Source organism: Stenotrophomonas sp. YJH_SMC_138 (assembly GCF_059369855.1).
This window is the reverse complement of sequence record NZ_JCAFTB010000006.1, coordinates 137,960-150,671: the sequence shown is the minus strand read 5'-3', so window position 1 is coordinate 150,671 and position 12,712 is coordinate 137,960. Positions and strand designations below refer to the sequence as shown.

The 12,712-nt window shown below is 65.7% G+C and carries 19 protein-coding genes; 15 read left to right on the top strand and 4 right to left on the bottom strand.

Features of this window, described 5'->3' with window-relative positions; translation table 11 throughout:
• The first annotated feature begins 23 nt into the window (after positions 1 to 23).
• The 4 genes from AC5P7I_RS14250 (at position 24) to AC5P7I_RS14235 (ending at position 2,568) form a co-directional block, all read left to right on the top strand.
• Positions 24 to 1,007, top strand: a complete 984-nt coding sequence (locus tag AC5P7I_RS14250) for a LacI family DNA-binding transcriptional regulator (protein ID WP_014647193.1) — start codon at positions 24 to 26, stop codon at positions 1,005 to 1,007.
• Between the two features lie 92 nt (positions 1,008 to 1,099).
• On the top strand, positions 1,100 to 1,720 hold the full coding sequence (locus AC5P7I_RS14245) for a hypothetical protein (protein WP_227863764.1): 621 nt from the start codon (positions 1,100 to 1,102) through the stop codon (positions 1,718 to 1,720).
• Positions 1,721 to 1,765: 45 nt separating this feature from the next.
• Entirely contained in the window at positions 1,766 to 2,212 is a 447-nt protein-coding gene (locus tag AC5P7I_RS14240) for a Rap1a/Tai family immunity protein (protein ID WP_262087666.1), read from the top strand.
• Between the two features lie 122 nt (positions 2,213 to 2,334).
• Positions 2,335 to 2,568, top strand: a complete 234-nt coding sequence (locus AC5P7I_RS14235; RefSeq protein WP_014647190.1) for a metallothionein — start codon at positions 2,335 to 2,337, stop codon at positions 2,566 to 2,568.
• Between the two features lie 7 nt (positions 2,569 to 2,575).
• On the opposite strand, the gene AC5P7I_RS14230 is transcribed toward AC5P7I_RS14235, so the two are convergent.
• From AC5P7I_RS14230 to AC5P7I_RS14220, 3 genes are all read right to left on the bottom strand, one after another.
• A complete protein-coding gene (locus AC5P7I_RS14230; protein WP_227863765.1) occupies positions 2,576 to 3,145 on the bottom strand; it encodes a cysteine hydrolase family protein in 570 nt (189 codons plus the stop codon).
• Positions 3,146 to 3,148: 3 nt separating this feature from the next.
• A complete protein-coding gene (locus tag AC5P7I_RS14225; protein ID WP_164076890.1) occupies positions 3,149 to 3,787 on the bottom strand; it encodes a DUF6766 family protein in 639 nt (212 codons plus the stop codon).
• A gap of 100 nt (positions 3,788 to 3,887) precedes the next feature.
• On the bottom strand, positions 3,888 to 4,076 hold the full coding sequence (locus AC5P7I_RS14220; protein WP_014647187.1) for a hypothetical protein: 189 nt from the start codon (positions 4,074 to 4,076) through the stop codon (positions 3,888 to 3,890).
• 148 nt (positions 4,077 to 4,224) lie between these two features.
• Between AC5P7I_RS14220 and AC5P7I_RS14215 the strand changes: the two genes are divergently transcribed.
• The 8 genes from AC5P7I_RS14215 to AC5P7I_RS14180 all read left to right on the top strand — a co-directional run bounded on the left by AC5P7I_RS14215 (position 4,225) and on the right by AC5P7I_RS14180 (position 10,035).
• Positions 4,225 to 5,388 (top strand): zinc-dependent alcohol dehydrogenase, encoded by a 1,164-nt coding sequence (locus AC5P7I_RS14215; RefSeq protein ID WP_262087731.1) that lies wholly within the window; start codon positions 4,225 to 4,227, stop codon positions 5,386 to 5,388.
• A 10-nt stretch (positions 5,389 to 5,398) separates the two neighbouring features.
• On the top strand, positions 5,399 to 5,902 hold the full coding sequence (locus AC5P7I_RS14210) for a hypothetical protein (RefSeq protein WP_262087665.1): 504 nt from the start codon (positions 5,399 to 5,401) through the stop codon (positions 5,900 to 5,902).
• A gap of 102 nt (positions 5,903 to 6,004) precedes the next feature.
• The gene (locus AC5P7I_RS14205; RefSeq protein ID WP_088375225.1) at positions 6,005 to 6,946 is read left to right on the top strand and encodes an acyl-CoA dehydrogenase; all 942 of its coding nucleotides are present in this window, start codon (positions 6,005 to 6,007) and stop codon (positions 6,944 to 6,946) included.
• Entirely contained in the window at positions 6,934 to 7,692 is a 759-nt protein-coding gene (locus tag AC5P7I_RS14200; protein WP_032955969.1) for a PIG-L deacetylase family protein, read from the top strand. The genes AC5P7I_RS14205 and AC5P7I_RS14200 overlap by 13 nt, the downstream gene beginning before the upstream one ends.
• Positions 7,689 to 8,276 (top strand): class I SAM-dependent DNA methyltransferase, encoded by a 588-nt coding sequence (locus tag AC5P7I_RS14195; RefSeq protein WP_262087662.1) that lies wholly within the window; start codon positions 7,689 to 7,691, stop codon positions 8,274 to 8,276. Before AC5P7I_RS14200 ends, AC5P7I_RS14195 begins: the two co-directional genes overlap by 4 nt.
• Positions 8,273 to 8,998, top strand: a complete 726-nt coding sequence (locus AC5P7I_RS14190; RefSeq protein ID WP_046430710.1) for a glycosyltransferase family 2 protein — start codon at positions 8,273 to 8,275, stop codon at positions 8,996 to 8,998. Before AC5P7I_RS14195 ends, AC5P7I_RS14190 begins: the two co-directional genes overlap by 4 nt.
• An 83-nt stretch (positions 8,999 to 9,081) precedes the next feature.
• Positions 9,082 to 9,510 (top strand): BLUF domain-containing protein, encoded by a 429-nt coding sequence (locus AC5P7I_RS14185; protein ID WP_262087659.1) that lies wholly within the window; start codon positions 9,082 to 9,084, stop codon positions 9,508 to 9,510.
• Between the two features lie 135 nt (positions 9,511 to 9,645).
• Entirely contained in the window at positions 9,646 to 10,035 is a 390-nt protein-coding gene (locus tag AC5P7I_RS14180; RefSeq protein ID WP_262087657.1) for a BLUF domain-containing protein, read from the top strand.
• Between the two features lie 16 nt (positions 10,036 to 10,051).
• Here AC5P7I_RS14180 and AC5P7I_RS14175 read toward each other — a convergent pair whose 3' ends face one another.
• Entirely contained in the window at positions 10,052 to 10,444 is a 393-nt protein-coding gene (locus AC5P7I_RS14175) for a response regulator (protein WP_014647178.1), read from the bottom strand.
• Positions 10,445 to 10,651: 207 nt separating this feature from the next.
• On the opposite strand from AC5P7I_RS14175, the gene AC5P7I_RS14170 reads away from it, so the two are divergent.
• The 3 genes from AC5P7I_RS14170 to AC5P7I_RS14160 all read left to right on the top strand — a co-directional run bounded on the left by AC5P7I_RS14170 (position 10,652) and on the right by AC5P7I_RS14160 (position 12,622).
• On the top strand, positions 10,652 to 10,996 hold the full coding sequence (locus AC5P7I_RS14170; protein WP_100450505.1) for a hypothetical protein: 345 nt from the start codon (positions 10,652 to 10,654) through the stop codon (positions 10,994 to 10,996).
• Positions 10,997 to 11,155: 159 nt separating this feature from the next.
• Positions 11,156 to 11,677 carry a ferritin-like domain-containing protein gene (locus tag AC5P7I_RS14165; RefSeq protein WP_046430683.1) on the top strand — a complete coding sequence of 174 codons (522 nt, stop codon included), beginning with the start codon at positions 11,156 to 11,158 and terminating at the stop codon, positions 11,675 to 11,677.
• Between the two features lie 36 nt (positions 11,678 to 11,713).
• Entirely contained in the window at positions 11,714 to 12,622 is a 909-nt protein-coding gene (locus tag AC5P7I_RS14160) for a manganese catalase family protein (RefSeq protein WP_046430681.1), read from the top strand.
• The last annotated feature ends 90 nt before the right edge of the window (positions 12,623 to 12,712 follow it).

Sequence of the window (12,712 nt, the reverse complement as noted above, 5' to 3'; positions counted from 1 at the left end):
GCACTTTTCCGGGAACGTTTCCAATGAGTATCAGCATCAATGACGTCGCGCGTGTAGCGGGGGTATCCAAGTCCACCGTGTCGCGGGTGCTCGGGGGCGGCCCGGTCAGCGAAGAGGTTCGCGGCCGGGTCGAGGTGGCAATCCGCCAGACCGGCTATCGGCCGAACCTGCAGGCAAGGCGGCTGCGCTCCCGGCACACCGGCATCATCGGGTTGATCGTTGCGGATATCCGCAACCCGTTCTTCACTGCGCTTATCCGTGCGGTGGAGGAGGTCGCCTATCGCGAAGGCCTGCGCGTCACGCTCTGCAACACCGACGAAGACCCCGAGCGCGAGGCGCTGTACCTGCAGTTGATGCACGAGGAGCGCATCAGTGGACTGATCTTTGCGCCCACACGGACCACGGTGGGGCGGCTGGAACGGCTCACGCTGGACTTCCCGACGGTACTGGTGGACCGCGCCGCGGCCAGCGGGTCGATCGACAGCGTGGTGCTGGACAATCCCGCGGCGATGGGCGCGCTGGTCGAGCATCTCGTCGAGCGTGGCTATCGCCGCATCGGCGGCCTGTTCGGCAGCACCAGCACCACGGCGGCCGAGCGCCGCGACGGCTATCTTGCTGCGATGCGCACGCACGGATTGGAGCCGGATTACCGTGAAGTCGAGCCAACGGCCGAGGCCGCCATCGCAACGGTCGACCAATGGCTGGCCGGCCCTTCGCGTCCCGACGCGCTGGTCACCAGCAACAGCCTGCTGCTCATGGGTGCATTGAAGGCGGCACGCAGCGCCGGTCTCGCCATTCCAGGAGAGCTGGCGCTGGCAGGGTTCGACAACGAGCGCTGGACCGAGCTGGTCGAACCTGGCATTACCGTGGTCGAGCAGCCGGTTGAAGACATGGGGCGCGCTGCGATGTCGCTGTTGCTGGAACGCCTGCGCATGCCGGAGCTGCCCGTGCGCAGGCTGGTGATGACGGGAAGGTGCGTGGTGAGAGGGTCGACGGCTGGGCGATAGTCCGGCACCGGCCTGCGGCAGCCGCCAGATGTTGGCGGGTCATGCGTTGTCTGCTACAAGCCAACTGTACGCAGACACAGTGGAGGATCGCCTTGTCAGAGCCCTATTCAGCACTGCTCCGCCTGAAGATTTCCCACCACGATCTTTCCAGATGGCTGGCAGCGCCCGTGCCTTCATCATCCCGTTGGTCCGACTGGCGAGGCATCTCCGGGCAGTGGCGCATGGAAAACGGTCAATACCTTGCCTCGTGCAGCGACGAGGCGTTGGACCACCTGCTCGCGGATTGCCAGGCGCTGTTGGCCCGCTACCCCGACAATCGCGCCGCATTGAAGGCTTTCCTTGCCTCTGCACAGGCCGGGAATATCCAGATTGCCGCCTATGACCGCACTGCTACGCACTTTGTCGCAGGATCGCTGACGTATTCGGAGAGCCTTTACGATCTCATCGCGTTTCTTGCCGTGGCACGAGGCGCCGCCGACTTCCTGAAGGGGGGCGACGAAGGCGTGGCACTGATCCACGACTATCTCTGGGCCGAGGAAGGTGAGCAGGAGACGGTTGCTGCGATTGGGCTGGCCGGCCCCGGGGAATCCGGATTCCTGTCATCCGCAGACCTGGATGCCGCCACCGAGCCCTTCGAAACATTGGTGGAGGCCATGCTGGAAGCCGAGGACGACCCGGAGTTTCGTCCGCGCAACCAGCTTGATCGGCTTTGACCTCTGCCGCGTGGCATCCATGAAAGCAACAGCCAGGGCCCCGAAATGAAAGGACATCACACTCCCAACGCGCGCCACCGCATGCCTCGGCTCCTCGCACTTGGCCTCTGTGCGCTGGCTGGGTCCGCCGTGGCCGGAACAACGCAGCCGGCACGGACCTGGCTTGTCAGCGGCACGGAACTCATTACCCTCCTGCAGGGGAAAGGCGATGACGGGTTCTGCGACGGCGAACAGTGCCGGAGCCTGTCCAGCGCTCGCGCCAGCGGCTATATCCTGGGCGTCGCCGATGCCAGCCGCGGACAGTGGTGCGGGCAGCGCCAGATCCTTCCGCATGAACTGGTCGACCATGTGTCTTCCCATCTCCGGCAACTGCCCCGCGAGCGATTGCAGCAGGATGCGTCGCCACTGGTTGTCGAAGGGCTGCGCACGGCGTTTCCCTGTGGTCGCGGCACACCACGTGGCAACAGTGCCGAGCCCGGCAATGACCAATGAAGCACGCCGCGCCCGCTTGGCGACGATGCGGACGTCCTACACCCTCGCGACACGGTGCATTCACGGCCACCGACGTTCGCGCTTGCCACACTGCATGTTCCTTCCACAGCACGAGGTGCCCCATGGCTACCTGTGATGTCTGCGGCAACAACTACGACAAGAGCTTTACCCTGCAGCAGGGCGGGCGCAGCGGCACGTTCGATTCGTTCGAGTGCGCGATCCACGCATTCGCACCCCGCTGCGCACACTGCAAATGCGCGGTCATTGGGCATGGCGTTGAAGGAAATGGCCAGATCTTCTGCTGTGCACATTGCGCCGGTCATGCCGGCGTACAGGGTATAGCCGACCGGGCCTGAGCTGCCTTCAGCGCCCTCCTGCTTCCTGCCCAGAGACAAGCGAAGAAAGCCGCGCGATCCGGGCTGCACCCGAATCAGCCAGCAGCGCCAGTGCGCGCCGCTTCCGGGATGGCAGCCCCGCCACGACCTCCGATGCCAGCACGACGTCGAACTCTCTGGCGTTGGCATCCAGCGCGGTGGCCAGAACGCACGAATCGGCCGTCATGCCACTCAGGCACAGGCGGCGCACGCCCAGTTTGGCCAGCAGAATCGGCAAGGGACTGGCCAGGAACGCCGAGTGCTTGGGCTTGAGCACGAAGTAATGACCGGGCAAGGGCGAGAGAAGGCTGGCAATTCGTCCCGCCGGACCGCCGTCGCGCCGGCACTGTTCCACCTGCTGGCGGAAATCGCGCTTCCAATCCGAGAAATTGTCATTGGCGTAGATGACCGGCCACCCGCGTTCGTCGAAGTGATCCCTCAGGCGCCGGATCTGCCGGGCCGCCCGCTCTGCCGCGGGCGCCAGCTCCTGCGCGCCCGGGAAATCGAAACGGCTGAACATGTCGATGATCAGCAAGGCCGTCGACGGATCATCTGCCATGGTTCAATCTCCTGTCTGGGTATGCGGCGCCTCGACCGGCTTGGACTGCGGCGAATCTTTCTGGCGCAGGAAGATCGTCAGCACCACCAGAGACAGCACGGCCAGGAACTCGCTTTGCCAGTTCTGCATGGATTCGAACCAGAATGTGCTGCTGGCGAGGTGCTCCACAAAGCCTGGCGGCGGCAATCCCTTCAACTGCTGTTCGGCCTCCTCGGCGCGCCAGCTTCCCAATGCATGCAGCGTAAAGCTGAACAGGAACAACAGCCCGAACGCAATCGCCAACGAATGACCGTAAAGAACCTTCCACAGGCCACCGCGCCTGACCGGCCAGGGCGTGCGTCCGGGTTCGATGCGATTCTGTTCCTGCGCGGGGTCCAGCGGCCGCGATTCGGCCGAACCGCGCTGGCGCAGGCTGACCGTCAGCAGAACGTACATCCCCATCTGCAGGAATTCGCTCTCCCAGTTCTCGAACGTGGCGCTGACGAAGTGCCCAGTAGCCAGGTAGTGCCAGAAATCGATCGGCATGCGTCCGTGCTCGACCAGTTCCTGGTTGTGCACGTGATGCCCCGCAACTGCCTGCCCCACAATGAACGCCAACGTGAGCGCAAGCAGCACCAGTGAGAGACCGTTGCGTTTCCACATGCAAGACCTCGTTCAGGCTGTTCCAAAGATCGTCCATGAAGCTTGCGTGGGCAAAGGGCCATGCCTCGTGATTGCTGCGCATCCGGAATGTGAGGCGGACTCAACGCTTCCCTGTCGGATCGGGATCAGGGCGCTCGTAGTCCTCCGGTACCGCCTTGGGGCCATCGCCGTCGTCGGGCATGTCGTGCTCCTTCCATCTGGCTCGATCATTGCGCCGTTTGTCCGGCGTGTGCGCCTTTGACTGATCGTCCACGTCCGTCGTTGGATTGAAGGGCAGTTTGTCGTTCATGGGCAGCTCCTGCGGCGAGAGAGTGAAGCCTGCACCGCGCCGGGTTAACGCCACGACGCTGCAGAATGAACGCCGCGCACACCGGGATGTCACTGCAGCCGGATGGCGGCCTTGCGATGCTGAAGGCCCGAGCTCCTGGAGCAGCACGATGCAGGCATTGACCTATCACGGCCGCAGGGATGTGCGCGTCGAGACTGTGCCCGACCCGGTACTGGCGGCGGATGACGATCTGATACTGCGGGTGACCGCCACCGCCATCTGCGGTTCAGACCTGCACCTCTACCGCGGCAAGATTCCTGATCTGCACGATGGCGATGTACTGGGCCACGAATTCATGGGCGTGGTGGAAGAGGTCGGCAGCGGCGTGACCCAGGTGAAGCCGGGCGATCGCGTGGTGATTCCCTTCGTGATCGCCTGTGGCGAGTGTTTCCACTGCAGGCTGGCCGAATATGCCGCATGCGAGACCACCAATCCTGGCAAGGGCGCGGCGCTGAACCAGAAAGGGCTGCTGCCGCCAGCTGCTTTGTTCGGATACAGCCATCTGTATGGCGGCGTAGCCGGTGGCCAAGCCGAATTCGTACGCGTGCCGAAGGCCAACGTGGGCCCGTTGCGCATTCCGGAAGGCGTGGCCGATGAGCAGGTGCTGTTCCTGTCTGACATTCTCCCGACCGGCTATCAGGCCGCGCTGAACGCGGGTGTGAAGCCCGGCTCGACGGTGGCCATCTTCGGCGCCGGTCCGGTTGGGCTGATGAGCGCGGCCTGTTGCCGGCTGCTGGGAGCAGAGACCATCTTCATGGTCGACCACCTTCGTTACCGCCTGGACTATGCACGCCGTGCTTACGGCGTCACCCCCATCGACTTCAAGGAGATAGAAGACCCGGCCGATTACATCCTTGCCCAGACCAGTGGGCGGGGCGTAGACGCCTGCATCGAGGCCGTAGGCTTCGAGGCCGAGGGCAGTGCGCTGGAGTCAGCGTTGACCGCTGTAAAGCTGGAAGGCAGCAGTGGCGTGGCGATACGGCAATGCATCGCGGCAGCGCGCCGTGGCGGCGTGGTCAGCATTCCAGGGGTCTATGCCGGCTTCATCCATGGTTTTCTGCTGGGTGATGCGTTCGACAAAGGTCTGACATTCAAGATGGGCCAGACCCATGTTCAGGGACTGATGCCGGAACTGCTCGACGCAATCATGGAAGGAAAGCTGGATCCGGGTGACATCATCTCGCACCGGATGCGCCTGGCCGACGCTGCGCAGGGCTACGCGATGTTCGATGCCAAGGATGACGACTGCCGCAAGATCGTGCTGACACCCTGAGCATGCTGCCATGAGCGCGATTGCCGCCGGTGTCTACGCACTGTGGCTGGCTGCCGGCTGGCTGGACTTCCATTTTCACCGGCGGACCGACCTTCCACACACCTCTGCGATGCGCGAAAGCCTGTTGCATGGGGTGCAGTTGCTGCTGATCGGCAGCGGGGTGCTCGCATGGCTCCTGCTGGAAAACACGCTGTCGCTCGTCACGTTTCTGGCACTTCTGGTCCTCGCGCACGCAATCGCCGGCTACTTCGACACCGTCAGCGCGGACGGCAGACGACGCATCAGCCCGGCAGAGCAGCATGTGCACAGCGTGCTCGACGCCGCGCCGTGGGTCCTGCTGGGCTGGGTGGGCTGGCAGGTCCACCCCCGGTGGTCGCTCGACGTGAAGCCTGCAGCATCGGGCGTCTGGTGGCTGGTCCTGCTGCCGGCGCTGGGCGTGGTCGTGCTGCCATGGTTGTGGGAGTTGCGGCAGTGCCTGCGCGCACGACGGCAGCGCAGGCAAGCGAGCGCGTGAGGATCATCGCGCAGAGAATTCATGCGCCGGCTACGCCTCCCAGACAGCGATGTGACCGCTTGCGGCCTACGTTCGACATGTCTCTCCATTTCAGGCTCCTTCATGCAGCATGTGACGTCGCCATCCCCGCTGGAGGGCCGCGCTCGCGAGTTAGTGGTCCAGCGGCCCGACCTGCCATTGCCCGGAAGCGGCCGCACGCTGCGGCGGTGGCAGGCGCTGGCGGCATGGGGGGCGGAAGACCTGTGCCTGGCCAAAGTGCTTGAGGCGCACTACGACGCCCAGGCGATCATTGCCGAACTGAACGCGCCCGCCCTGGCTGAAGGCCAGCTACTGGCGGTCTGGGCGGCGGAAGGTCCAGCCAACACACTCCGCTTCGATGCCCACGGCCAGCTCCATGGTGACAAGCCTTGGTGTTCCGGCAGCGCGTGGGTGGATGCGGCATTGGTAACCGTCCGCAACGCGCAGGGCGTGTGGCTGTGCCAGGTCGCGGCGAAACACTGGCGCACGCTTGCAGATGAGCCCTGGCCGGCCGTTGGCATGGCCGGCGTTCCGTCCACCACGGTGCGGTTCGACGGCGCACCGATGGCGCTTCTGGGAACGCGCGATGAGTACCTGCAGCGACCGGGTTTCTGGCACGGCGGTGCGGGCATCGCGGCAGTCTGGTTCGGCGCGGCGGCCGCCTTGGCCGAGCGCATGCGGCCAGCCTGCAGCGAGGGGAATCGCGCGCGATTACTGGGTGAAGTGGACCTCGCCTTGGGCCCGGCGGCGGCGCTGCTTCGCGAAGTGGCGGCACGCATCGACGCCGCGCCGGAATTGGCGCATCGCGAAGAGGTCGTGCGCCTGCGCTGCGTGGTCGAGCGCGCGGCGACGCGTGTCCTGGATCTGGCGGGGCGCGCATTGGGCCCGGCGCCGATGTGCCTGGAGGATGCCCACGCCCGTCGCTGCGCGGACCTGACCGTGTTCCTTCGGCAGAACCACGCAGATCGCGATTGGGAATGGCTGGGCGGCCAGCGGGCGAGCCAGGAGGCGACATGGGCGCTGTAGCCAGGACACCCCTGCAGGGGGAAGGAACGCAGGAGCAGGCATGGCTGCGCTGCGATTGGCTGTGGCAGCGGCCGGCAACATCGGCCAATGCCCTGTGCGCCGGCCATGATCGCGTCGTGGTGGTCGCACCCCATCCAGACGACGAGATCCTCGGCTGTGGTGGACTGCTCCGTCACGCTGCGGAGCAGGGCATGGAGGTACGCGTCGTCGCCGTGACCGATGGCGAAGCGTGCTATCCGGACGAGCACTGGTGGACGCCAGAACGCCTGCGCTCGGCGCGACGCGCCGAGCTTGCCGCAGCGCTGGGCGAACTCGGTATCCGGCCTGGATCCGCGTTTCATCTCGGCATCGCCGACGGCGCGGTCAGTGCGCACGAACAGGGCCTGGAAGACTGGCTGCAGCAGCACCTCCAGCCGAGCGACCTGGTCCTGGCACCCTGGCGCTTTGATGGGCATCCCGATCATGAAGCCGCAGGGCGTGCTGCCTGCAGGGCGGTGCGGACAGTGGGCTGCCGACGCCTGGAGTACCCGGTGTGGGGCTGGCACTGGCTTGACCCCGCCTGCGCACACATGGCGTGGGAGGTTCCCAGGCTGATCGACATTTCAGCAGTGGCTGCCGCAAAACGAAACGCCATCGCGCACTTCCGGACCCAGACCGGCGAGGTGCCGGAATTGAACAGCCCGCCGGTGCTGCCCGCACATGTACTGACCCGATTCTTCCGGAACTACGAGGTATTCCTGGCATGAGCGCGCAACCGTACTTCGATGAACTGCATGAGCAGGAGGATCCCTTCGGCTATCGCAGCCGATGGTATGAAGAACGCAAGCGTGCGCTGCTGCTGGCCAGCCTGAGCCAGCGCCAGTTCATTCGGGGCTGGGAGCTGGGATGCTCCAACGGCGTGCTGACCGAGGCCTTGGCCGCCCGCTGCGAGCGCCTGCTGGCCACCGACATCAGCCCACGCGCAGCGTTCCGGGCCCGCCGCAACCTGGCCCACCTGCCGCATGTGCAGGTCCATTGCGCCAGCCATCCCGAGCAATGGCCGCCGGGCCGCTTCGACCTGATCGTCTGCGGGGAAATGGGCTACTACCTGGGTGCAGCAGCGCTGCGCGAGCTGCGCGCCGGCATCGATTCGGCCCTTCGCGACGACGGACTGCTGGTCGCCTGCCATTGGTTGCCTTCGTTCCATGGGCGCGCAAGTCGCACCGACGTCGTGCATCGGTGCCTTGGCCAAGGCCTGCACGAAGCCTTCCACTATCGTGATGCGGACTTCGTGCTGCAGGGCTGGACGCGCAGCGCACTATCGCTGGCCCGCAACGAGGGCCTGCGATGATCGGCATCCTGGTTCCGGCCCATGACGAGGCAGCCAGCGTGGAGCGCTGCCTGCAATCGATCCGAAGGGCAGCCCTGCATCCCGGGCTGCACGGCGAAGCAGTGCAGGTGGTGGTTGCACTGGACAGCTGCTCGGATGCCACCGCGTCCATCTGCCAGCAGCAGCGGGTCGATACGGTGCGCCTGGAAGCACGCTGCGTCGGCGTTGCCAGGGCAGCGGCCGCCGCTGAGCTGCTCGGACGCGGTGCGAGATGGCTGGCGAGCACCGATGCCGACAGCGAGGTACCTCCCGAATGGCTGGTTGCCCAGCTTGAGGGCCGGTGCGACGCCTTCTGCGGACTGGTGGACATAGCAACCACCTCCAGGACGGAGAAGCGCCTGCGACGCGCGTTCCAGAAACGGCAGCAGTGGGGCGACGATCATGGGCGCATCCACGGTGCCAATTTCGGCGTCTCCGCCCAGGCCTATCTGGCGGCAGGGGGATTTGCTCCCCTGCGCTGTGGAGAGGATGTTGCACTGGTGAGGAGGCTGCAACGCCTCGGCGCTGACGTAAGGTGGGCCGGCGCTCCCATCGTCATGACCAGTGCCCGCCTGGTGGGACGCGCGACCGGAGGGTTCTCGGCCTACCTGGCCGGAATGGAGGGTGCGCGCCCCGCCACGGCGGCAGATCGGCGGATGGCGGTACCTGGAAGCGCCTCGGAAACCACGCTGAATTGGGCATGATGTGATGTCTTCCCGGCTGGCGTTTACGGTTTCGCCACGATGCCCGTCCTAGAGTGAAGCGCTGGGAGAGCAGGAGTGGCACCATGCCGAATCGAGCCATCGCCTACGTCAGCGAGGCCGTCAGTGGATTCTCGCCGGAACGTCTGAAAGCGCTGATGGACGATGCCGCGCGCTTCAATCGGGGCGCAGGGGTGACCGGGGTGCTGCTGTTCGACGGCGAACGCTTCCTGCAGTACATGGAGGGCCCTGCCGATGGACTGGATGTGGCCTTCTCCCGTGTCGCCGTCGCCAGCAGTCACATCCACCTGATCGAACTTGCGCGGGGTCGTGTCGGCCAGCGGCGGCTGCCGTTCTGGCCCATGCGTTGCCTGTCCGTCACTGCAGATGAGCTGCGCGAGATCGCCTGTGCCGACTGGACCAGCTTCATCCAGCGGGCAGCGACCGGACAGGCCGATGCCACGGCGATGGACAAGCTGCTGCTGATTGTCGAGCCCTACGCAAAGGCCGCCTGAGCCGGATACCTGTTACTGCAGTGTGCCGCAGGGGAGAGGATGGAGCGAGGCAGGTTGTGAACCGCCTCATTTGGCTCTACGGCAAGGGCAGCATCATGGAAGGGCAGGACACTTCCTGCGTCAGAAGGAATCAACGTGCCCCTCCGCGCAATCGCTTACGCAAGTGAGGCGATACCGGGGCTTTCCATGGACCCTGTGGACGACCTCGCCAGGGCCGCTGCCCGCTTCAACTTCGAAGCAGGCGTGACGGGTGTGCTTCTTTACGATGGGCACCGCTTCCTCCAGTACATCGAGGGACCGGAAGACAGCATCAACGTGGTGTACAGCCGCATCCTCGGTGCCCGCAGCCATTGCGAACTGCTTGAGCTGGGCCGGGGCAGGGTGTCCGGCCGGTTCTTTCCCTATTGGTCGATGCGGCTGCTCTGGACCGACCCTGCCGACATCCGCAGCGTCGCTCGTGGCAATTGGAGCGGGCTCTCCCGCGGTGGTGCGCTGCGCCAGCTGGTAGCCCCACACCTGGCGTAATCCCAGCGTCTGCCGCTCAATGCGTGGCAGGGGGCGCGCAGGCGTCTCCCACGACCTGCTGGACGGCTTCCTGCAACTGGTCGATGTGGAACGGCTTGGCCACAAAGGTTGCGCGGCGGTGGCGCAGCGGCACCAGCTGGTCATAGACCGCAGAGACGAACAGGTAGGGAATGCCGAGTTCCGCCAGTCGATCGGCCACCGGGAACACCACGCCATCGCGGAGCTCCACATCCAGAACCGCGCCATCGAAACGTTGCGTATCCAGCAGCCCCAGCGCATCGAACACGCTGTAGGCGTGGGTCACCCGGCCGCCGCCGTCTTCCAGCGCCTGTTCCATCAGTGCAGCCAGGTCGAGCTGGTCTTCAACCAGCAGCAGGTTGCACCTGCGCTGGTCCATTTCCGATTGCATGCGCGCATGCCTGTGTTGCCTTGGGAACTGCAGTGTGTGCTGTATTGCATCAACGGCGCGCGTGGGCCGTGTCAGCCCAGCGCGAAGCCGCCCCGCGCAGGTGCTCCATGCCGTCGATGCGGCGTGGAAGGCGGTGCGCCTTTTTTGACGGCGCGTTGGCGGCGGCCATGGATACTGCCGCCGTCCCCCAGCACTGGAGCCATGACCATGCCTCGATCCGCCACCGACCCCACCGCCCCCTGCGCATTGCGCGTGGAGTGCATGTCACTGGATTGCGGCGGCGCTGCGATCGTCGTGGAGCTGGATCGCACCCCCGAACGGGCATGGATGAAGTCGCTCAAGCGCGCCCTGCAGGAGGATGACGTGCTGGAGGGTGCCCAGGCCAAGTTCGATGGCCGCTTTGTCTACGTCGTGGGCGTGGAAGGGGGCGCGCACCGTGCGCAGCACCGGGTGATCCAGGCGTTGAAGGCGTCCGCAGGCGCGCGCGCACCCGCAGCAAGCCCCCGTCGCGACGCCGGCAGCGCTGTAGTGTCCGGCGCGATGCCCGCCTGAGTTCGCGGCAGGCGTTGCCACGCAACAGCGGATGTTATGACCGCATCAGCGCCAGGTGCAGCGCGCACGCCCGCCGGCTCACGCCGGCCGACGGGGCAGTGATTGCTGCCTCGCCACCATGGTCCCCGGAGGCGTGTCGCCCCACTACCGGAGACCATGATGGCAGACCAGAACACCGTCCGCAGCGAGCGCCTGCTGAAATGGCTGCAGGATGCCTACGCCATGGAGCAGGAGGCGGAGACCATGATGAAGGCCATGGCTTCGCGCATCCAGAACTATCCCCATCTTGCCGCACGCATCGGCCAGCACGTACTGGAGACGCAGCAGCAGGCCGCCTCCCTGCGCGAGTGCATTGAAGCGCTCGGCGGAAGCGTGCCCACCGCCAAGGGGCTGTTCGCGAGCATGACCGCAGCGATCCACGCTGCCGGCAACACCTTGATGGAGGACGAGGTCGTCAAGAGCATCGGCATCTCCTTTGGCTTCGAGAACACCGAGATCGCCACCTACCGGGCGCTGGTGATCGCGGCCGAGCGGGCCGCTGCGCCGGATATCGCGGCCGTGTGCGGCCAGATCCTGCAGGAAGAGATCGCCATGGCGCGCTGGCTGGAAGAGCACCAGGACAGCCTGGTCGGCGCCTTCCTCAACCGTGACGAAACGCCTGGCGCCCAAGCCAAGCGTTGATCCCGGTCCCGCCTGCCATACACAGGAGACAGTCCCATGTTCTTCCACCACAGGAAGCTGATGTACACCGTGCGCGTGCGCGAATCCAACCCGCAGCTTGCCAGCCTCATGCTGGAACAGTTTGGCGGCCCCCAAGGCGAACTGGCGGCTGCAATGCGTTACTTCACCCAGGGACTCGGTGAATGCGATCCGGGCCGCAAGGACCTGCTGATGGACATTGCCACCGAAGAGATCAGCCACCTGGAGATCATCGGCACCATCATCGCCATGCTCAACCGCGGCCCGAAGGCCATCCAGTCCGAGGGTCTTGCCGAAGCCGAGGACATGCGGCTGCTGGGCCAGAACAGCACCAGCCATACCGAACAGATCCTGTATGGGGGCGGCCCGGCGCTGGTCAATTCCAGCGGGGTGCCGTGGACGGCGGCCTACGTCGATTCGATCGGGGAGCCCACCGCCGACCTGCGCTCGAACATCGCCGCCGAAGCCCGCGCCAAGCTGGTCTACGAACGACTGATCACGGTGACCGATGATCCAGGCATCAAGGACGCACTGCGCTTCCTGATGACGCGCGAAATCGCCCACCAGAAGTCCTTCGAAAAGGCATTGCACAGCATCCAGCCCAACTTCCCGCCGGGCAAGCAGCCGGGTGACCCCGCCTTTACCGACCTGTACATGGACATGTCGCAGGGCGACGGCGCCGACGACCTGCTGGGCAGCTGGAACAGCGGCGAGCTGTGGGAGCGGGTCAGCGACCGCGAGGCCCAGGCCGCTGTGGACGGCGGTGACGGCAGCGCCACGGTGGGCCTGGACCCACGCGAGCAGGCGGCGGTGCAGGCCATGACCCTGCGAACGCTTTCCGATCCCGAAGCACGGCCGACAACCGGTGCCGAACTGGGCGCCGGGCCGGGCGCCGGTGCGCTCGACCTGCCGCCACGGGAGCCTTGACGCGGGACAGGCCGGGGCGGGCCTCCGCCCCACGTTTCGCGTGAAAAAAAGTGGGCGGACACGCTGTCCGCCCACATGGGGTGCAACCGG